The sequence below is a fragment of the Lysinibacillus boronitolerans JCM 21713 = 10a = NBRC 103108 genome (genome assembly GCF_000772935.1).
GTDB lineage: Bacteria > Bacillota > Bacilli > Bacillales_A > Planococcaceae > Lysinibacillus > Lysinibacillus boronitolerans.
In genome coordinates this window covers 71,185-93,019 of record NZ_JPVR01000068.1, presented here as the reverse complement: position 1 = coordinate 93,019, position 21,835 = coordinate 71,185, and the positions used below count along the sequence as shown (strand labels likewise).

The 21,835-nt window shown below is 39.9% G+C and carries 19 protein-coding genes and 1 riboswitch; of the genes, 3 read left to right on the top strand and 16 right to left on the bottom strand.

The features are described 5' to 3' along the window. The first annotated feature begins 91 nt into the window (after positions 1-91). Positions 92-1,321, top strand: a complete 1,230-nt coding sequence (locus tag CD31_RS07605; RefSeq protein WP_036076596.1) for a saccharopine dehydrogenase family protein — start codon at positions 92-94, stop codon at positions 1,319-1,321. After that, a complete protein-coding gene (nspC, locus tag CD31_RS07600) occupies positions 1,318-2,457 on the top strand; it encodes a carboxynorspermidine decarboxylase (protein ID WP_016993872.1) in 1,140 nt (379 codons plus the stop codon). The genes CD31_RS07605 and nspC overlap by 4 nt, the downstream gene beginning before the upstream one ends. Positions 2,458-2,502: 45 nt before the next feature. Here the strand turns inward: nspC and CD31_RS07595 are convergent, their stop codons facing one another. The 6 genes from CD31_RS07595 to mce form a co-directional block, all read right to left on the bottom strand. Beyond that, positions 2,503-3,384, bottom strand: a complete 882-nt coding sequence (locus CD31_RS07595; RefSeq protein WP_036076651.1) for a hypothetical protein — start codon at positions 3,382-3,384, stop codon at positions 2,503-2,505. A 43-nt stretch (positions 3,385-3,427) separates the two neighbouring features. After that, a riboswitch (cyclic di-GMP riboswitch) is annotated at positions 3,428-3,519 on the bottom strand. 137 nt (positions 3,520-3,656) lie between these two features. Then, positions 3,657-4,145 carry a chemotaxis protein CheW gene (locus CD31_RS07590; protein ID WP_016993874.1) on the bottom strand — a complete coding sequence of 163 codons (489 nt, stop codon included), beginning with the start codon at positions 4,143-4,145 and terminating at the stop codon, positions 3,657-3,659. Between the two features lie 25 nt (positions 4,146-4,170). Next, on the bottom strand, positions 4,171-5,286 hold the full coding sequence (locus CD31_RS07585) for a M20/M25/M40 family metallo-hydrolase (protein ID WP_036076594.1): 1,116 nt from the start codon (positions 5,284-5,286) through the stop codon (positions 4,171-4,173). Positions 5,287-5,419: 133 nt separating this feature from the next. Then, positions 5,420-6,373 (bottom strand): hypothetical protein, encoded by a 954-nt coding sequence (locus tag CD31_RS07580; RefSeq protein ID WP_036076592.1) that lies wholly within the window; start codon positions 6,371-6,373, stop codon positions 5,420-5,422. Positions 6,374-6,479: 106 nt separating this feature from the next. Further along, positions 6,480-8,027 carry an acyl-CoA carboxylase subunit beta gene (locus tag CD31_RS07575; RefSeq protein WP_016993877.1) on the bottom strand — a complete coding sequence of 516 codons (1,548 nt, stop codon included), beginning with the start codon at positions 8,025-8,027 and terminating at the stop codon, positions 6,480-6,482. 5 nt (positions 8,028-8,032) lie between these two features. Then, on the bottom strand, positions 8,033-8,446 hold the full coding sequence (mce, locus tag CD31_RS07570) for a methylmalonyl-CoA epimerase (RefSeq protein WP_004231207.1): 414 nt from the start codon (positions 8,444-8,446) through the stop codon (positions 8,033-8,035). A gap of 125 nt (positions 8,447-8,571) precedes the next feature. On the opposite strand from mce, the gene prli42 reads away from it, so the two are divergent. After that, a complete protein-coding gene (gene prli42, locus CD31_RS23990; protein WP_009370219.1) occupies positions 8,572-8,667 on the top strand; it encodes a stressosome-associated protein Prli42 in 96 nt (31 codons plus the stop codon). Between the two features lie 22 nt (positions 8,668-8,689). On the opposite strand, the gene CD31_RS07565 is transcribed toward prli42, so the two are convergent. From CD31_RS07565 to CD31_RS07520, 10 genes are all read right to left on the bottom strand, one after another. Beyond that, the gene (locus tag CD31_RS07565) at positions 8,690-9,700 is read right to left on the bottom strand and encodes an aromatic acid exporter family protein (RefSeq protein WP_009370217.1); all 1,011 of its coding nucleotides are present in this window, start codon (positions 9,698-9,700) and stop codon (positions 8,690-8,692) included. Between the two features lie 153 nt (positions 9,701-9,853). Beyond that, positions 9,854-10,294, bottom strand: a complete 441-nt coding sequence (locus CD31_RS07560) for a BrxA/BrxB family bacilliredoxin (RefSeq protein ID WP_004231203.1) — start codon at positions 10,292-10,294, stop codon at positions 9,854-9,856. Positions 10,295-10,455: 161 nt separating this feature from the next. Beyond that, positions 10,456-11,553: a methylmalonyl Co-A mutase-associated GTPase MeaB gene (meaB, locus tag CD31_RS07555; RefSeq protein ID WP_036076590.1), complete on the bottom strand. Its 1,098-nt coding sequence runs from the start codon at positions 11,551-11,553 to the stop codon at positions 10,456-10,458. Continuing rightward, entirely contained in the window at positions 11,553-13,706 is a 2,154-nt protein-coding gene (gene scpA, locus CD31_RS07550) for a methylmalonyl-CoA mutase (RefSeq protein WP_004231201.1), read from the bottom strand. The genes meaB and scpA overlap by 1 nt, the downstream gene beginning before the upstream one ends. Then, positions 13,703-15,406 (bottom strand): methylmalonyl-CoA mutase family protein, encoded by a 1,704-nt coding sequence (locus CD31_RS07545; protein WP_036076588.1) that lies wholly within the window; start codon positions 15,404-15,406, stop codon positions 13,703-13,705. The genes scpA and CD31_RS07545 overlap by 4 nt, the downstream gene beginning before the upstream one ends. Before the next feature lie 121 nt (positions 15,407-15,527). After that, a complete protein-coding gene (locus CD31_RS07540) occupies positions 15,528-16,868 on the bottom strand; it encodes a dihydrolipoamide acetyltransferase family protein (protein WP_036076586.1) in 1,341 nt (446 codons plus the stop codon). A gap of 169 nt (positions 16,869-17,037) precedes the next feature. Then, the gene (locus CD31_RS07535) at positions 17,038-18,021 is read right to left on the bottom strand and encodes an alpha-ketoacid dehydrogenase subunit beta (protein ID WP_016993882.1); all 984 of its coding nucleotides are present in this window, start codon (positions 18,019-18,021) and stop codon (positions 17,038-17,040) included. Then, complete coding sequence (locus CD31_RS07530; RefSeq protein WP_016993883.1) at positions 18,021-19,037, bottom strand: thiamine pyrophosphate-dependent dehydrogenase E1 component subunit alpha; 1,017 nt, start codon at positions 19,035-19,037, stop codon at positions 18,021-18,023. Before CD31_RS07530 ends, CD31_RS07535 begins: the two co-directional genes overlap by 1 nt. Before the next feature lie 86 nt (positions 19,038-19,123). Then, positions 19,124-20,551 carry a dihydrolipoyl dehydrogenase gene (lpdA, locus tag CD31_RS07525; protein ID WP_036076583.1) on the bottom strand — a complete coding sequence of 476 codons (1,428 nt, stop codon included), beginning with the start codon at positions 20,549-20,551 and terminating at the stop codon, positions 19,124-19,126. Positions 20,552-20,727: 176 nt separating this feature from the next. After that, the gene (locus tag CD31_RS07520) at positions 20,728-21,822 is read right to left on the bottom strand and encodes a Leu/Phe/Val dehydrogenase (RefSeq protein WP_036076580.1); all 1,095 of its coding nucleotides are present in this window, start codon (positions 21,820-21,822) and stop codon (positions 20,728-20,730) included. Positions 21,823-21,835: the final 13 nt, after the last annotated feature.

The window sequence follows — 21,835 nt, the reverse complement described above, 5'->3', positions numbered from 1 at the left end:
GAAAATTTTAAAACAATGATTGAGTAGTATATCAATTTTCTGTATAATCAGCTTGTTTGACAATACTTTATATGAACTTGGGGGTAGACAATTGGGTAAAGCATTGATTATCGGAGCTGGCGGTGTTGCCAGTGTTGTGGTACACAAGTGTGTTCAAAATTCGGACGTATTTGAGGAAATTTGTATCGCAAGTAGAACTGTTTCAAAATGTGACGCTCTAAAAGAAAAACTAGACGGCGGAAAAACAAAAATTCATACTGCACAGGTAGACGCGGACAATACAGAAGAGGTGATTGAGCTTATTAAAGCTTTCGGCCCAGATGTAGTGATTAACGTAGCCCTACCTTATCAGGACTTAACGATTATGGATGCTTGCTTAGCGACAGGTGTGCACTATGTGGATACTGCAAACTACGAGCCACCTGAAACGGCAAAATTTGAATATAAATGGCAATGGGCTTATAAAGAGAAGTTTGAAAAAGCTGGCTTAACTGCATTACTTGGAAGCGGTTTTGACCCAGGTGTAACAGGCGTTTTCACAGCTCATGCACAAAAACATGAATTTGATGAAATCCACTATATCGATATCGTGGATGCCAATGCGGGAGATCATGGTTATCATTTCGCAACAAACTTCAACCCAGAAATTAACATTCGTGAAATTACAGCGAATGGTCGTTACTGGAAAGAAGGCGAGTGGATTGAAACAGCACCACTTGAGAAAAAAGAAGTGTATAACCTACCTGAAATCGGACCAAAAGATATTTACCTTCTATACCATGAAGAGCTTGAATCACTTGCAAAAAATATCAAAGGTTTAAAACAAATCCGCTTCTGGATGACGTTCTCTGAAAAATACTTAACACACTTAAAAGTATTAGAAAACGTAGGTATGACATCAATTGAGCCAATCGAATTTGAAGGACAAATGATTCAACCAATCCACTTCCTTAAAGCGGTATTACCAGACCCAGCTTCACTTGGACCACGTACAAAAGGTAAAACAAACATCGGTTGTATCATTCGCGGTCTAAAAGATGGCAAAGAAAAAACGTACTATGTGTACAATGTATGTGACCACGAAGAGTGCTACAACGAGGTTGGTTCACAAGCGATTTCATACACAACTGGCGTTCCAGCTATGATCGGTGCAATGCTTGTGATGAACGGTGAATGGCGTAAACCAGGTGTATGGAATGTGGAAGATTTCAATCCAGATCCATTCATGGATGCACTAAATAAATGGGGCCTACCATGGCAAGAAAGCCATAACCCAGAATTATTAGACCTTGATTTAGATGCAAAGGAAATAAGCCGATGAAACCAATTGATTTTTCAAAAGTTCCATCCCCTTCCTATGTAGTGGATGAGCGATTATTAACAAAGAATCTTGAGCTTTTAAAATCAATTCAAGAGCGTACAGGCTGCCGCATTTTATTAGCCCTTAAAGGCTTCTCAATGCATTCAACATTCCCTTTAGTCGGGGAATATTTAGCAGGCATTACAGCAAGCTCACTGCATGAGGCACGACTTGGCTATGAAAAAATGGGCAAGGAAGTACATGTTTATGCTCCTGCTTATATTGAGCATGAAATGGACGAGCTTCTAGGCTATGTGGATCACATCGTCTTTAACTCATTTAACCAATGGGCACAGTACAAGGACAGAGTAAAATCTGCTGGTAAAACAATTGAATGTGGTATTCGTGTGAATCCTGAGTACTCTGAAATTGAAACAGCCCTTTATGATCCTTGCTACACAAACTCTCGCCTTGGTACAACATTGGCTAACTTTGATAAATCACAGCTTGACGGTATTGATGGCTTACACTTCCATGCGATGTGTGAACAAAATTCTGATACATTAGAGCGTATTATTGAAGTAGTTGAGGAAAAATTTGGTGATGTGTTACACCAAATGAAATGGTTAAACTTCGGTGGCGGTCACCATATTACGCGTGATGATTATGATGTAGAAAAACTTGTGAACATCATTAATTATATTCAAGAAAAGTATAACCTGCTTGTTTATCTTGAGCCTGGTGAAGCAGTAGCCCTTAATACAGGCTACTTAGTAGCAACAGTGCTTGATATTCAAGAAAATGGGATGGATCTTGCTATTTTAGATACATCAGCAACATGTCACATGCCTGATGTACTTGAAATGCCTTACCGTCCAATGATTATTGGTTCTGGACAAGCAAATGAATTAGCACACACATATCGCTTAGGCGGACTAACATGTCTAGCTGGTGATGTGATTGGCGATTATTCGTTTGAACAGCCGTTAAAACCAGGTGATCGTCTTGTATTCACAGATATGGCTCATTATTCAATGGTGAAAAACCATATGTTTAACGGTGTCAACTTACCATCTATCGTTTCGTATAACGATGAAGAAGGCATTAAAGTGATCCGTGAGTTTAAATTTGAAGACTACAGTGGTCGTCTGTCTTAATAGCAATAGAAAAGCCCTTCCAGTTTTACACTGGAAGGACTTTTTTTATGGACGCATGGTCATCCAATTCTCCACGTAATGAATGGCTACTCCATGAAAAGCATCGTTATTTGAAAAATGTTCCTGAACAAGTATAAGCTGTTCATTCATAAAGGCTTCTCCATTATCATAAAAAGTAATATTTTCCCCTTCCTCTGAAGCGCCTGTTTCTACACCAATTACAATTGATTTATTCACAGTGGAAGCATAAGCGATTTCATGTTCTACAATAGAGATAATATCTTTTGCAGCATCACGATAGGCCATGATCGTCACACTATCCACATGGTCAATGACCCAATCAGCTAATAACCCTTTTCCAAATTCGTTATTATACTGAACTTCATCAAACCAAAATGGCATGTCTACTTCTAAAGTAAGTTGTAACTGACTTGCTTTCTCACTTGCTTTCATTATTAGTGTTTGATAGGATTCTATCGTTTGTGCTTGATGTAAGCTCCATCCACTATTTAAATAAGGTTCTACATCAAGGTGAACCCCAGAAAATTGCTCAGATTCAGTTGAATTCTTATTATATGTATGTAACCAATTAAACAATTCGTCTTGGCTTCGACTACCCTCAGCTGAAACCCAGCTTGCAGCACCATCCAATGCATAAATGCGAATACCTTTGTCAGAAGCGTTACTAATAAAATGCTTATAGTCATTGCTCGCTATGCCTTGATCGATTTGCAGATAAACTTTATTGACATCGTTATGTTCTAAAAATAATAATATTTTTTCTTGGTCATCCATGATGAGGGATGTATCCCACAGCCACGTAGCCTTTTCCTGTATAGACATTGCATCAACCTCTCCACTTGATAAAGCTAATGAACTAATCATGATGACGATTAGTGCGGTCCATACTTTTAATTGTCTCTTCATACGAACTAACTCCATTCTACTCGCCACGGCTCCTAGAACAGAACCTGGCAACCTGACAATCTTGCACTGAAATTATAGTGTTTAGACTCATGGCTTTGCGTCCCTCCCTTTCGGTGAAGTTTGCCTTTTTCAGTTTTTTCTTAATCATTATCATACGCGGTTAGCAATGGTTTGTCTGTAGGTATAATGCATAATTGTCACATGTATGATTAGGAAAAAACTACAAAATACAGGTTAAATTTACTATTCAAACATAAAAAAACGTAGAGTGTCTAAGACTCTACGTTTTCCTTTTCATTTTCAAGCATTTTGTGTAAATAATTGATGATCTCACGAATGCCGTCTAATGAATTGACAAGTATTTTGGGATCAACATACGTAATCATTCGGTTTTCAAGATTAGCTACCGCAGTAAAATAGCGTGTTTTACTATAATTGACTAGGCCCAATTGCTGAAGTACTGATTCATCGAAATCAAGAATTTCTCGTGCTTCTGTAACAAGTAATCCATAATTAACCACATCAGTATTCAACACAATGATACGTGCGGTTGATGGATTAGATGAGCGGTTATACAGTATGCGCTCAAAATCTAGAACAGGTACAAGCTCACCACGAATTCTTGTAAAGCCTAGAAGATAGTTAGGTAAATGAGGAATAGGTGTTACATGCTCTAATTTTTCAATTGAAATCGCTTGTTCCACAGGTACGGCGTATTCCTCTGTCCCACAAGCAAAAACGACTGCTTTGACACTTTCCATAGGGTTACACATCCTTACTCGACTGTTAATTTTTCGCCGATTCTTTGACGATTTCTACTAGTAAATCTGCTAATTTTTCAAGTTCTTCTACTGGTATCTTTTCATTCGTTGTATGAATATCCTCATAGCCAACAGATAAATTAACTGTAGGAATGCCAAAGCCTGCGATGACGTTTGCATCTGAGCCTCCACCAGAAATACCTAGTGTCGGAGTACGATCAATATTGCGTGCAGCAGCCATAGCTACCTGAACAACTTTATCAGATTCCGTTACACGGAAGCCTGGATACATCAGCTTCACTTCAACCTCTGCCCGTGCACCTAAAGAAGCAGATACTTGTTCAAACGTATCTTGCATATGCTTTGTTTGCGCATCCAATTTAGCTTTGTCTATAGAACGTGCTTCTGCCAGGATTGTCACTTCGTCACAAACAATATTTGTTGCTTGTCCACCTTCAAAACGCCCAATATTCGCTGTCGTTTCTTCATCTAAACGGCCTAGTTTCATTTGAGCAATGCATTTTGATGCAACTGTTATGGCAGAAATACCCTTTTCAGGAGCAACCCCTGCATGTGCCGTTTTTCCAATAATCTTTGTAAAAATTTTCGCCTGGAAGGGTGCTGCTGTCACGATACCACCAACTTTGCCATCGCTATCAACCGCAAAGCCATATTTTGCTTTAATGTTAGCTGGATCTAACTCTTTAGCGCCAACAAGGCCACTTTCTTCACCAGCCGTAATAATAAATTCAATATCGCCATGTGCAATATTTTGCTCTTTCAAACGTTTGACCATCTCAAATAGAGCTGCTAATCCTGCTTTATCGTCGGCACCTAAAATCGTCGTACCATCAGATACGATATAGCCATCCTCACGCAAAGACGGTTTGATGCCTTTTCCTGGCACAACGGTATCCATATGAGAAGTGAAATAGATTGGCTCCACATCCAATGTGCCTTTTAATGTGGCAATAATATTACCTGCCCCATGTCCATTACGCGTATGTGCATCGTCTTGAATCACTGAAAATCCCAGTGCAGTTAACTTCTCTACAAGAATGGGTGCTATTAGTTGTTCATGTTTTGTTTCTGAATCAATTTGTACGAGCTCAAAAAACTCTTCTACTAAACGACTTGTCATGTTGTAAAACTCCCTTAGTTTACGTGTTTTTCCACGTTATAGTATACGTATTATTTTAGCACAACGTCAGAAGAGTTGAAATCATTGAACAATACGACCAAAATAAAAAGTCTGAGAACAACTCAGACTTTCCTTAGTGATTGAAAATAAGCTCTTTTTCTTTTTCTAATGATTGTAGGTAGTTGACTGCTTTCTTATGTTTATCCTGTAAGCGCCAAATCGTATTATGTACATCATCCTGAACACGTGAGACCTGTTCCCTTGCTGTTGAAATTTTAGAATGAACAGACCATGCTGAAAAAATATCATCAAAAAAGTAGTCTGCAAACTTAACAAAGCCATCTGTTTCAACATGCAACGATTTCGTAGACATTTCTTGAACATCCAATAATTCATTATGAAAACGCTGTAACGCAATTTGAGCACTGTGTAAATAGTTTTCTGACTGATCGAGTGCATCATGCTTTAAGTGTGTTGCAATCAGCCCACCACCCAAAAACGTATCCCATGTGGAATACCCATTGGCCGAATGTAAGGAAGCAGCTGCTTGCCCAAGCCTTGTAAGGGCTACTTCTCCCGCTTCCTCCGCCTCTTTAATTTCAGTGATGAGCTGTTTTGTTAGTATTTCCTCAAGTGCTAAATGCTCTAGCCTCTCTGCTTGAGCAGCATCATGAATCTGTAAGTACGCCTTCTTTTGAAGATAAACCTGTTGAAGTGATTGCTGTAACGCTATTACATCAATTTGGGCTAGCTGGTTCATCACCTGCACGCTGTCCTCTGCTAAATCTGTTTGCATTTTCTTAGCTTCATTCAGCTTTAATTCAAGTACTGCCGCCTTATCAATTTTTTCTGCCCTCAGTTCATCTTGTTGCCCTGTCCACGTACGAATCATATTCATAAATGAGAAACCATCCAATTTATCCAGTTTGGATCGAATTTGTTGGAGTGCTGTTGTATGGTTGTCTATTTCCTGTTGTGTATGTTTAATTTGTCCCTCAATTAACTGATTTTGTTCGTTTAATCTAGATGCTTTTCTAAGTTGTGCATGAATCTTTTCTTGCTCTGTTTGTAATTGCTGCCATTCCATTCATCTCAACTCCTCTTATCTATCAGTACGGATGACAAACAAAAATGTTTCACTTTTTGGCAATGAAAAACCTAGCAACTTTTGAGCTGCTAGGCTTGTACGACTATTATAGAGGAATATTACCGTGCTTTTTCTCTGGACGTGTTTCATGTTTGTTGGACAGCATATCAAGTCCTTGAATCAGCTTGATACGTGTATCTCGTGGATCAATTACGTCGTCTACCATACCGCGAGATGCTGCAACATATGGGTTAGCAAATTTCTCTTTATATTCTTCGATTTTTGCTGCACGAGTTGCTTCTGGGTCATCTGATTTTGCAATTTCACGGGCAAAAATGATGTTAGCTGCGCCAGCAGCACCCATAACAGCAATTTCAGCATTTGGCCATGCAAATACAAGGTCAGCACCAATTGATTTAGAGTTTAAGGCAACGTAAGCGCCTCCATAAGCTTTACGTAAAATCACTGTAATTTTTGGAACAGTCGCTTCTGAATAAGCATACAGAATTTTTGCACCATGGCGAATAATACCACCATGTTCTTGTTTAACACCTGGGAAGAAGCCAGAAACGTCTTCAAATGTAATGATTGGGATATTGTATGCATCACAAGTACGAATGAAACGAGCTGCTTTATCAGAAGAATCGATATCTAAGCCACCAGCAAGAACTTTTGGTTGGTTACAAACAAGTCCAACTGATTCACCAGCAATACGTGCAAAACCAACTACTACGTTTTTAGCAAACTCTGCATGCACTTCCATGAACGAACCTTCATCCACTACTTGCTCAACAACTTTACGTACATCATATGGACGTGTTGTTTCAATCGGCACTGTATCCACGATTTCTGGACGGTAGTCATCCCCTTCAGGTCTAGCTTGACGAGGTGCCTTTTCTTTATTGTTTTGTGGTAAGTAGCTTAATAGTTTTTTAATTTCATCAATCGCTGCTTCTTCAGAAGGAGCACGGAAATGAGCATTCCCACTAACCGCATTATTTACTTTCGAACCACCTAAATCTTCAGCGGAAATTTTCTCTCCTGTTACCGTTTCGATTACTTTAGGTCCTGTAATGAACATTTGAGATGTTTTATCCACCATTAGAATAAAGTCCGTAATAGCTGGAGAATAAACAGCTCCACCAGCACAAGGTCCCATAATCACAGAGATTTGTGGGATCACACCAGAATAAATGGCATTTCGGTAGAAGATATGACCATAGCCATCTAATGAAAGAACACCCTCTTGAATACGTGCACCGCCTGAGTCATTGATGCCGATAAATGGTGTACCATTTTTAGCAGCTAGATCCATCACTGTTGCCATTTTTTTCGCATGCATTTCACCAAGCGCCCCACCAAACACTGTGAAATCTTGAGAGAATAAGTATACTGGACGTCCGTTAATTTTACCGAATCCAGTTACGACACCATCACCAGGTCCCTCCATTTTTTCCATGCCGAAGTCTACTGTACGGTGTGTAATAAATGGGTTGATTTCGAAAAATGTACCTTCGTCTAGCAACAAGTCGATACGCTCACGAGCAGTAAGTTTCCCCTTCTCATGCTGCTTATCGATGCGTTCATAGCCCCCACCAAGTTCAATTACCGTTTTACGGTCATACAAGTCATTGATTTTGTCGAACATATCCATACTAATCACTTATCCCCTTTTCCACTTTTATCACATAGTTCATATAACACCCCAAATGAGGATTTAGGATGCATAAACGCAACCTCTGCCCCTCCAGCACCTGGCCCTGGCTCTTCGGATAAGAGACGTACACCTTTTTCACGAAGCTCTGCCATTCGTTCACGAATTCCCGTCACACCAAACGCAACATGGTGAATTCCTTCTCCACGTTTTTCAATAAAACCATGGATGGCACTTTTATCACTCATTGGTTCTAATAGCTCAATTTTCACGTTCCCTGCATCAATAAATGCCACACGAACCTGTTGAGATTCTACTTCTTCCACTTTCATCAACTTTAAGCCTAAAGTTTCTGTATAATATGTAATGCGTTCATCAAGATCGCGCACTGCAATCCCAATATGGTCTACTTTCTCCATGGTGACATCTCCTTCTGTTATGGTACATACTCTATTTTACAGACTTTTTTGTCAAAACTCTACTACTTGAGAAATTTTTCAGATTTGCTAAACTATTTATAAGAAAAGAAGGAGCGAACGAGCATATGAGTAATAAAAAATTTCAAAAAGTCGTTATTTATAGTATGATCGCCATTATGCTAATCTCATCTCTAGCATTCGGATTATCTATGATAATTTAAGGCAAAGCACGAGGCGTCCACACTACTGTGGGCGCTCTTTTTTAGCCTTTAACCCTTTAAATGACTGCTTTATTTCTAAATACCTGTCCATTTCCTCTATAAACTGATAGAGGGCTGCCTGAGCGATAAATTGCTCATGGCTTTGTGGTAAAGGAAGCTGAGAAAAATCGCGCTTAACATGTTCGAGCTTTTCACGGTAATGACTAGCCGTATTCCCCGAATGAACATGCTCCCCTAGGTCTTGTAAAAAATCTGCCACAATTTCAGCCTCTTGTACTATAACAGGTAATGTCGTCACTTTTGGTAGCACTCTTTCGATAATTTCTAGCTGCTGCTCTCGCATATCGAAATATACATAGTAATCATTTTTACGTCTTGTAAAATGGTTTTGAACATCTTTAAACGCCAATGATTTTGCCTCTTCTAGTGCTTTGATAGCATCGATAATTTCTTGGCCGTTCCACAACGTATCTCCTTGCCGTAAATAGCTGGCAATTTCTAAAAAAATCTTACTATATAGCTCCTCTATTTTGACTCTGTAGTAATTTAATTCCTTTTGAATGTCTGGCATATACATATTAATGGCAATCCCTGTCCCATAACCGATAGCCATCAACGCTAATTCATTATAAACAAGTGTCAATGAGTACCCTTCAGCAGCGTAAATATGCATAATAATCACGACACTGGAGATAAATCCATCCGCAACCTTTAAAGATACAATGGTAGGTATAAAGAATATAAGCATGCCTGCTAGTGTAAGTGGATGGTAAGCAAATAACTCAAAGCTTACAAAGGCAAAAAGCATTGCTACAATACTTGCAACTAATCGTGTATAGGCTGCATAAATGGATTTCTTTTTTGTTGGCTGCACACATAATATGGTTAGAATACCAGCAGATGCATATGAGGCTAAATCAAAATACTGTGCAATGGCAATGGCGATGGCCGCACCAATTGCTGTTTTTAAAGTTCGATAGCCGATTGAAAACTTCTTCAGGCCGACTGCCTCCCATCCTTTAGTACTCTTCACGCATTCAGCTAATTATTTAGCCAATATTACAAAAATTTTAACAATAATGAAACTAGCTATACATGAGGATCAGTAGGAAGCCTACATAGATAGCATGATCTATTTAGGCTTTTCTACTTGATTGAAAATGATTTTTCTTATGCAAGAATGGACTTAAAGCTCGTCACAATATTCTTCAAAGTTTGCTTGTAAATTTGTTACAACTGACATTGGGTCATGCCCTTCAATTTCATAGCGTCCAACTTCTGCGACAACTTGTCCGTCTTTTAATAGAACGAATGATGGTGATGAAGGTAAATGATCTTCTCCAAAATGGTAACGTGCTGCTGCAGTTGCTTCTTTATCTTGCCCTGCAAACACTGTTACTAAATGATCTGGACGTTTATCATAATGAACGCATTGTGCCGCTGCTGGACGAGCGATTCCACCCGCACAACCACATACTGAGTTCACCATTACTAATGTTGTACCTGGACGAGCAAACGCCTCTTCCACGGCTTCTGGTGTTGTTAGTTGTTCATAACCAGCTGCCTCAATTTCAGCACGTGCTGTTTTTAAAATTTCCTGCATAAATAAATCGTAATCCATATTCATATAGCGATAGCTCCTTTCAAGTTTGCGCCAATTTAGTTCTATTTCATATAGTAGGTTTTTGACGCTTATCCATCTCTTATCATAGCAGTTTGCAAGCAATTTGTGCACCTACTTGCTCAACACATTTCAGTTGAAATTACTACGATTTCAATATGACTCGTTTACTTGTCTTCCTGCTCCTCGCTAAATAAACGATCAACACCTTGTGTAACTGTCAACTGTCCACTTAAAATTTGACGTTCAAGCTGTTGTACTTGTACTTTACGTTGCGGGTTTCCATAAAATAGATCAATTAAATGATCGGTAATCATCGATTGGAACCACTCTTTTGTTTGTTGTTGGCGTCGGGTAGCCCAATAGTGATTTGCTTCTACGATTTGCTTGAATTCCCCAATTGTTTCCCAAACCTTATCAAGTCCTCGTTTTTCTAGTGAACTAACAGGCATGGCAGTTGACATCCAACCAGGTGTAGCTGGCTGTAAAAAGTGCAAAATTTGTTTATACTCTGCAACCGTTTTTTTAGCTAGACGAACATTTTCACCATCCGCCTTATGCACGACAATTGCATCTGCTAATTCCATAATGCCTTTTTTCATGCCCTGCAATTCATCCCCCGCTCCTGTTAAAACAAGAAGCAGGAAGAAGTCAACCATGCCACGGACATAGGTTTCACTTTGTCCGACACCAACGGTTTCAATTAAAATCACATCATAGCCTGCTGCCTCACAAACTAACATGGTTTCCCGTGTTTTTTTGTGAACACCCCCTAGGGTACCTGCCGATGGCGATGGACGCACAAATGCACTAGGCTTCTTAACGAGCTCCTCCATACGCGTTTTATCGCCAAGTATACTTCCTCCTGATAGAGAAGAACTTGGATCAATGGCAAGAACAGCAACTCGTTTCCCCATGTCACACAGCATTGTACCGAAAGCCTCAATGAATGAGCTTTTTCCTGCCCCAGGCACACCTGTTATGCCAATTCGGATACTATTGCCTGTATGTGGAAGAAGCTCCTGCAATAGTTCTTGTGCCTGTACTTTATGGGTAGCGTTTGAACTTTCAATGAGGGTAATGGCTTTTGATAAATGTGTGCGAGAGCCCGCACGTACTTGTTGTGCAAGCTCTCCTACATTTAGAGTGTCTGCCTTTTTCTTTCGGAACTTTTTGGGTGTACCATATTGCATCCCGTCGTGAGTCGCCTCTACTCCGTCCATGACAAATAGCGCACTTTCTTCCATTCCTTTATTTTTGTCCATTATTCAGACACTTCCTCATAGCCTAAACGTTTGTAGATTTCTTCAATAATTTTTTGTGCGGATACAGGAATCACTGTACCTGGTCCGAAAATAGCTACTGCACCAGCATTATAAAGGAAATCATAATCTTGTGCTGGTATAACACCACCCACAATAATGATAATATCTTCACGACCTAGTTTTTCAAGCTCAGCTATCAATTCAGGCACCAATGTTTTATGTCCTGCGGCTAGTGAAGATACGCCAATGACATGAACATCATTTTCAACAGCCATTTGAGCTGCCTCAGCAGGTGTCATAAATAGTGGTGAAATATCTACGTCAAAGCCTAAATCAGCATAACCAGTTGCGACAACCTTCGCGCCGCGGTCATGTCCATCTTGTCCCATTTTAGCAACTAAAATACGTGGACGACGACCTTCATTTTCAAGGAATTCTTCTGTCATTTGTTTCACTTCCGCAATTTGCTCCTCATCAGAGAAGTTAGCAGAGTAAACACCAGAGATCGAACGAATGACCGCTTTATGACGACCAGAAACAGCTTCAATTGCATCAGATATTTCACCTAAAGAAGCACGAGCGCGCGCTGCATCCACTGCCACCGCTAGCAAGTTTTCTTCTCCATCTTGAGCAGCCTTTGTTAAGCGAGCTAAATGCTTTTGAACTTCAGCTTCATCACGAGCTGCCTTCATCGCTTCTAAACGTTCAATTTGTTTTTGACGAACAATTGTATTATCGATATCTAAAATATCGATCGGCTCTTCTTTTGCTAAGCGATACTTATTCACGCCAACAATCGTTTCTGTTTTAGAATCAATTTTTGCTTGACGTTTTGCTGCGGCTTCCTCAACCTTCATTTTTGGAAGGCCCGTTTCAATCGCTTTAGCCATACCACCAAGCGCTTCAATCTCTTCGATTAACGCCCAAGCAGATTTCGTAATTTCTTCTGTTAATTTCTCCACGTAGTACGAACCACCCCATGGATCAATGACTTTTGTCATCGCTGTTTCCTCTTGTAAAAATAACTGTGTATTACGCGCGATACGTGCAGAGAAATCAGTTGGAAGGGCAATTGCTTCATCCAGTGCATTTGTATGAAGGGATTGCGTATGTCCCATTGAAGAAGCATTTGCTTCGATTAATGTACGTGCAACATTGTTAAATGGATCTTGCTCAGTTAATGACCAGCCAGATGTTTGGGAATGCGTACGCAGCGCTAATGTCTTCGGATTTTTCGGATTAAACGTAGACATCATTTGTGCCCAAATACGACGTGCTGCACGCATTTTAGCAACTTCCATGTAATAGTTCATACCAATTGCCCAGAAGAACGATAGGCGAGGTGCAAATGCATCAATATCAATACCTGCTTTTAATCCTGTTCGTACATACTCCAAGCCATCTGCTAATGTATAGGCAAGCTCAATGTCATTAGTTGCGCCTGCTTCTTGAATATGGTAACCAGAAATTGAAATAGAGTTAAATTTCGGCATATACTTCGCTGTATATTCAAAAATATCTGCGATGATTTTCATTGACATAGCTGGTGGGTAAATGTATGTATTACGCACCATGTATTCTTTTAAAATATCATTTTGAATGGTACCTGCTAATTGATCTGGCGTTACCCCTTGTTCCTCTGCTGCCACAATATAGAATGCAAGAACGGGTAATACCGCACCATTCATTGTCATTGAAACAGACATTTGGTCTAACGGGATTTGATCGAAAAGGATTTTCATATCCTCAACTGAGTCAATCGCAACCCCTGCTTTTCCTACATCCCCTGTTACACGTGGATGATCGGAGTCATAGCCTCGATGTGTTGCTAAATCAAACGCGACAGAAAGACCTTTTTGGCCCATTGCTAAATTTCGTTTGTAAAAGGCATTGGATTCTTCAGCAGTTGAGAAACCAGCGTATTGGCGAACCGTCCATGGACGTGCTACATACATAGTAGGGTATGGCCCACGTGTATTGGGTGCAATCCCTGCTACATCATTTAGATGTTTAGCCTCTTTAATATCTTCTTTTGTGTAAATATCTTTAATTTCAATTCCCTCATTAGTCATGAACTTATCTTCAGACGCTTGAGGTGCCTCAGCTGTTAACACCTTTTCTATTTCTACTGCATTAAAATTTGGCTTGCTCATCGTTGGACCTCCTTCATGCTCGCAAACACGGACAGTAATTTTTCAATGATGTTTTGTCCTGCGAAAATAAAGCCGTTTAAGCCATTTGCTAACCAAGCTTCTTCTTCGTCTTTAAATTTGCCCGCCACATCTACAAGCACATTCGCTGGTTTTTCAGCTAAAATAGCTGATACAAATGCTTTTGTATCATCATCATTACCTGCAATCACTACATACTTAGCCTCTGTAGCCTTCAGCCAAGCTACTGCCTCTTCTACAGTTGTCACTGGCTCACTTTTTTCTGGTTCAAGACCCACTGTGTTTAAGAAGCCCGCTACAAAATCTGCGCGTGGTTTAGAGCTTTTTAATGATCCTAATGCTAAAATACCTGTTTTCACATTTTCTGCTGTCATGTCTGCACGTAAATCCTCAAATGGAGCAGCAATACGCTTAATATCAGCAAATAATGGATTTGTGTCATGTTCAAGGACATCAGCTGGATTAGCATAAATATTCGTTCCAATTAATGATTGCTTACGTGTTTGGGCAGCTTGAATGCGCTTTTGATAGGATGCTTCCACTTCTTCTGCAAGCTTGCCAGAAGCTGTATATTCATCGATACCGCCTGCTGCCTGAATGTCTAAAAATAATGCCCATGCTTCTTTCACAAAATCTGCTGTTAACGACTCGATAAAGTAAGAGCCCCCTGCTGGATCTTTTACTTTTAAGACATTTGTTTCTTCTCTTAAAATTAATGATACATTACGAGCGATACGAATGGATTGATCCGTAGGCTTTGTTAACACATCATGTGGATGAACCGTAAAGAGATCCGCACCACCGATTAAACCAGAAAGCGCTTCATTTGAAGAACGTAATAAGTTCACATACACATCTAATTTAGAAAAGCTTCTTAATGATGTTTCAGCAACAGTCGGAATTTTCACATGATCTGTTACACCATAAGCGGATGAGAACGCTTTCCAAAGTACTTTAAAAGCACGTAGTTTTGCAATCTCCGTAAAGAATTGTGTATCAATGGCAAAAGATACAAAGAAATTCTTCGAAAACGCTTCAAAGCTTTCTTCTTGTTCTGCAAATTTGGCTGCTAATGCAAGTGCATAGGCTAATTCTTGGACAGCGTTAGCACCTTCATTATGATAAACCGTTGTGTCTGCACTGACTGAGCGCACGTTCGGAAATGCAGTCAAAGTGATAGGGTCTTTTGAAATAATGTAACCTTTAATGGCTTCTTGTTGATCTACTGGAATGTTGTCGAATACTGCTAATAACGGGTCTTTTGAATTTTCAATAGTAATTTTAAACGAATATTCTGAGAAATATGATGCTAATTTGACCAATACTTCTTCTGTCCAAGCAAAGCTCACTCGGCTATCTATCGTAATAACTTCATTGCCTCGAGCCAAGCTATCCTCAAGTTGTGCAAAAAAAGCTTCGCTTGAATCAGCGTGAATTTGTTGTGCCACCTGAAATACTTGATCATTTTGTAGGGAACGGATTGTGGCAACTTGTAAATCAAGCTCTTCTCCAAGCTTAGCTACTAAACTTTCTTGCGTGTAAAGCGGCTGTAGTGTAACACCTTCAATTGTTTTTGTGAATAGTGACTCAAATGGTTTCCCTTTTAAAGCTTTGATTGCTGCATCTTGCCAGTCTGAATAGGCTGGTATTTCAAATTCAATATTTTTCATGTTGTTTGACATGCGGACGCTTAATCAGCTTCCCCCCTTAGTAGTTTCTATTTGTTATTCTACATGACAAATTGCGACTCGAAAAGCATAAAAAAAATCGGAAACCCTTATACAGCAGGTTTCCGACAAGTCATCAGTAGACTGACGTTGAAGATTTATTGGTATTTTCGAGTATTTCTTTCACTCTATTTAGGAATTTACCACAGACAAGTCCATCAAGTACACGATGATCTAATGATAAACATAAATTCACAATATCACGTGCAGCAAACATTCCACCTGGTAAAACAACAGGTTTTTTTACAATACTTTCCACTTGTAGAATCGCTGCTTGTGGGTAATTGATAATGCCCATTGATTGAACAGAACCAAATGCACCTGTATTATTCACAGTAAATGTACCACCAGTAATGTCATCCATTGCTAATTTCCCTGTACGAACTTTGATAGCCAGTTCATGGATTTCTTTGGCAATTCCTTTAATGGATTTTTCATCTGCGTGTTTTATAACAGGTACAAATAAGGCATCATCCGTTGCTACTGCAATCGAAATATTGATGTCATGTTTTTGAATGATTTTATCTCCCGCCCACATCGAATTCAGCATTGGGAATTCCTTTAAAGCTTGAGCAACCGCTTTTACAAAGAAGGCGAAATATGTAAGATTAAAGCCTTCTTTTTGCTTAAATTCATTCTTTAAGCTATCACGATAAGTCACTAAATCTGTTACATCAACTTCCATCATCATCCAAGCATGTGGCGCTTCATGTACACTTTTCACCATATTATTCGCAATGGCACGACGGATCTTCGTCACAGGAATTTCGATATCTCCTGGATGAATAGGTTGTACAGGTGCAGCTGCTTTTTCCACTTGTTGCTGTGGTGCTGGAGCTGCTGTAGGTGCTGTTGTTTGAGCGGTTGGAGCTGCTTGTGCTACATCATTTGCCGTTGGGATATTACCTGTTTCAATGAGCTTTAACAGGTCTTTTCGTGTAATACGACCACCCTCGCCAGTACCTGTTACAAGGTCTAAAGCTATATCATGCTCCTGCGCAAGTCGAAGAACAGCTGGTGAGTAACGTACTTTACCTGTACGTGCCTCTTTTGGTGCAGCTACAGGGGCTTTTACCTGCTGTGGTGCCTCCTGTTTCTTTTGAACACCTGCATTTAAAATAGCCGTACTTACCGCTGATTTTTTTTCAGGTGGCGGTGCTGGTAATTCACCTTCTCCCGCTATTTCAATCGAGCAAACGACTGCTCCAACTGGTAATGTCTGACCTTCTTGCGCAAGTAGCTCCGTGATAACCCCTTCAAATGATGAGGGGATTTCAGCATTTACTTTATCTGTAACAACCTCTGCTAATGGATCATATTTTTTAACTGTATCTCCAGGCTTTACAAGCCATTTTTCAATTGTACCTTCTGTTACACTTTCGCCGAGCTGTGGCATTGTAATATTTTGAACCGACATCCTTTATTCCTCCCATCAATTAAGCCTAGGCGTCATTGTACCTGATGCAGCGCTAAAAACATTAAACGTAGATAGGCATTTAGACAGATTTTGACTTTCAACTGTGCAAAGTCAAAATCTGTTGTTCCGTCTGAGGCTTTTATTTTTCATTCAGCCTTGTTGTGATCTATTAGAACGCAGCAAGTTCTCGCATAGCACGTTCCACTTTATCAGGATTAATCATAAAATATTTCTCCATCGTTGGTGCATATGGCATGGCTGGCACATCAGGTCCCGCTAGACGTTGAATTGGTGCATCAAGCTCAAATAAACAATGTTCTGCAATAATAGCAGCAACCTCACTCATGATACTACCTTCTTTATTATCCTCTGTAACAAGCAATACTTTACCTGTCTTACTTGCAGCCTCAATAATCGCTTCTTTATCCAGAGGGTAAACTGTACGCAAGTCAAGGATATGAGCGGAAATACCATCCGCAGCTAGGCGTTCTGCCGCTTGTAGAGCAAAGTGGACTGCTAAACCATAGGTAATGACTGTCACGTCATCTCCTTCACGTTTTACATCTGCTTTACCAATTGGCAATGTGTAATCATCTAGTGGTACTTCCCCTTTAATTAAACGATAGGCACGTTTATGTTCGAAAAATAATACCGGATCTTCATCACGAATAGCAGCTTTCAATAAACCTTTTGCATCATACGGTGTTGATGGAATGACAATTTTCAAACCAGGCGTACCAGCAAAAAGTGCTTCAACGGATTGTGAATGATAAAGTGCCCCGTGAATACCGCCGCCAAAAGGTGCGCGGATGACCATTGGACAAGTCCAGTCATTATTAGAACGGTAACGAATTTTTGCTGCCTCAGAGACGATTTGATTGACAGCTGGCATTATAAAATCAGCAAATTGCATTTCAGCAATCGGACGCATACCGTACATCGCTGCACCGATACCTACACCAGCTATCGCACTTTCTGCAAGAGGTGTATCGAGCACGCGGTATTCACCGAATTGATCGTATAGTCCAGTAGTGGCTTTGAATACACCGCCCTTACGACCAACGTCCTCTCCTAAAATGAAAACTCGTTCGTCACGTTCCATCTCTTCTTTCATTGCTAATGTAATCGCATCAATATAAGACATTACTGCCATTACATGTCACCTCCGTCCACTGGTGCATAAACATATTTAAGTGCATGCTCTGGTTGTGCATATGGAGCCGCTTCAGCATAATCAGTTGCTTCATTTACTTCTGCCATGACACGCTCTTCGATTTCAGTACGTATCGCATCTGTCATTACGCCAGCATCCATTAAATATTTTTCAAATAATACAATTGGATCCTTTGCTTTACCTTCTGCAATGTCTTCAGCCGTACGGTATTGACGGTCATCATCATCTGATGAATGGGCTGTTAAACGATAGGTTACCGTTTCGATTAAGCTTGGACCTTCCCCATTACGTGCACGATCTGCGGCCTCTTTCACCACTTTATACACTTGTAACGGATTTTTCCCATCCACTGTTACCCCTGGCATTCCGTAGCCAATCCCACGATCAGATACTTTTGCACAGCCTAGTTGACGTTCTACTGGCACAGAAATCGCATATTGATTGTTTTCTACCATAATAATGACTGGTAGCTTATGCACACCTGCAAAGTTCGCTCCTTCATGGAAGTCTCCTTGGTTGGATGAACCTTCACCAAGCGTAACGAAAGAAACAAAATCTTCTTTTTGTAGACGTCCTGCAAGTGCAACACCCACTGCGTGTGGAACTTGAGTCGTAACAGGAGATGAACCTGTTAAAATACGGTTTTTCTTTTGGCCAAAGTGACCTGGCATTTGACGACCGCCAGAGTTTGGATCTTCTGCTTTAGCAAACGCAGATAACATCAGTTCTCTTGGTGTCATTCCAAAATGTAAAACAACACCCATATCGCGATAATATGGTGCAATATAATCCTTATTTTTATCAAGTGCAAAGGCTGCTCCAACCTGTGCTGCCTCCTGACCTTGACAGGAAATTACAAACGGAATTTTACCAGAACGGTTTAATAACCACATACGCTCATCTAATCTTCTGGCCATTAACATTGTTTCGAACATAGCAAGTACATCTTCATTTGACAAACCTAAATCTTCATGTTTGATTTGAACATCTTGCATACGAACACCCCTTTCGTATTATAGAGAAATAACTATCTTATCCTATATCCCCACTTTTGGATATGTTAGTTATGAAATTCAGAAAATTAAAAATGGATAGCGCGATCATCCACTGCGAGAGCAGATTCCACTAACACCTCATTTAAGGATGGATGTGGATGAATGGCCTGACTAATTTCCCATGGTGTTGCATCTAACACTTTTGCTAAGGATGCTTCACCAATTAAATCTGTTACATGAGGCCCTACCATATGAATACCCAAAATATCATCTGTTTCTTCATCAGCAATAATTTTGACAAAGCCTTCTGCTTCTCCATTTACTAATGCTTTACCAATGGCCTTAAACGGGAATTTACCAATCTTTAATGAAAAGCCTTGTTCTTTAGCAGCACTTTCTGTTAATCCAATGCTAGCAACCTCTGGATAGGAATAAACACATTTCGGTACTTTTAGTGCATCCAATGTCTCTGTTTTCCCTGTTGCTATATGCTCAATAGCTGAAAGCCCTTCATGAGAAGCGACATGTGCCAATTGTAAGCCGCCAATCACATCTCCTATGGCATACATATGAGACTCTTTCGTTTGATAGGAATCATTCACTTTAATAAAGCCGTTTTCCACTTCAATCTCTGTATTTTCTAAACCAATACCTTGCGTATTCGCCTCACGCCCTACACAAAGTAATAGTTTATCAGCCTCAAAAATTTCTTCTTTTTCATTCACTTTTGCAGAAATGAAAACGTTATCATTTTCGATTTTGAATGTATTTGTATCTAAGCGAGCATTCGTAACAATACGAACTCCTCGTTTTTCAAGTTGTTTCGTCACTTCTTTAACGATATCCGCATCTTCTGCTGGTAAAATAGATGGACCATATTCTACAACTGTTACATATACACCAAAATCGCAAAGCATGGATGCCCACTCAATTCCGATAACACCGCCACCAACGATTAACAGTGACTTTGGTAAACTTTCTAACTGTAATGCGTGGTCTGAATTCAGCACATATTGCCCATCTATCGTTAACCCTGCCATACCACGAGGCTTTGAGCCCGTTGCAATGACAACATTCGTAGGCACAAGCATTTCATTTTCATCGCCATTGGACATTTCTACAGATATTGTACCTGGCATAGGTGAGAAAATAGATGGACCCAAAATTCGCCCTGTACCATGATAAACATCTATTTTTCCTTTTTTCATCAGTGTATTCACACCCTGACTTAATTGCTCAACGATTGCTTGTTTCCTAGCTTGAACTTTGTCAAATTGTAATGTCACACCTTCGATATCGACACCATATTCGCTAGCTGTTTTATTAGCCATACGATATACTTCGGCACTTCGTAGTAAGGCTTTACTTGGAATACAGCCTTTATGCAAGCAAGTACCACCTAAACGCTCACGCTCTACAATGGCTGTTTTCAAGCCTAGCTGAGCAGCGCGGATGGCTGCAACATAACCACCTGTACCTCCACCTAAAATGACAACATCATAATTTTGAGCCATGTTTATTCCCCCCTATTGAGAAAAGTGCTAAAGGATTCTATTAAACAATAACCAAGTGATTTTTTAACAGTCAGTGCTTTAGAAACTTTAGCTTTACTTCATGAAAGCCCTAATTTCTTGTTGAAAATTAGAAGAAGTCGACAATGCGACTTCTCTTCATGTATCAACCGTGTAAATTAGCGACCGTGTAAAATATTTTTTTCATTTTTTAAGAATTGGCTGCGAGATTTTGCTACGCGAGCGATACGTTCCTCTGCTAAGCGGTTCGCTGCCACATATGTTGGAATGCCATCTCGTTTTGAAATAGCAAAGATTTTTTCAATACTATCATAAATGCCATCTACGCGTTTCATTGCACGTTCACGATTATAGCCATATAATTCATCCGCAACGTTAATAACGCCACCAGCATTGATTACATAATCTGGTGCATAAACGATACCTAATTCATGTAGGTAGTCACCATGACGTGAATCTTTTAATTGGTTATTTGCAGACCCAGCAATCACTTTCGCTTTTAATTGTGGAATCGTTTCATCATTTAAAATTGCACCTAATGCACATGGTGAGAAAATATCAACTTCTTGCGCATAGATTTCATCTGGTGCCACTGCAATCGCGTCAAAGTCATTAACAACTCGATCAATTGCTGCCTGATTGATATCTGTTACAACAAGTTTTGCCCCTTCATTATGTAAATACTCGCAAAGCTTGTAGGCTACATTTCCTAGACCCTGTACAGAAATTTTTAATCCTTCTAGTGAGTCTGAACCGAATGCTTCTTTTGCAGCTGCCTTCATACCACGATAAACACCATAAGCCGTTACTGGAGATGGATTACCTGAAGAACCGAATGCAGGAGAAATTCCTGTTACATAATTTGTTTCCTCGTGGATTAAATCCATATCCGATACCGTAGTACCTACGTCTTCAGCTGTAATATAGCGGCCATTTAATCCTTGGATGAAACGACCTAACGCACGGAACATTTCTTCATTTTTATCTTTAAATGGGTCACCAATAATGACCGTTTTTCCACCGCCAAGGTTTAAACCAGCTGCAGCATTTTTGTAAGTCATTCCTCGTGCTAAACGTAATGCATCTTCAATTGCATTTTCTTCTGACGCATACGTCCACATACGTGCTCCACCTAGTGCTGGTCCAAGTGTTGTATCATGGATAGCGATAACCGCTTTTAACCCTGATGCTTCATCTTGGCAAAATACCAATTGTTCGTAATCATACTTTTCCATATACTTGAAGATTTCCATGAAACTCGCCCCT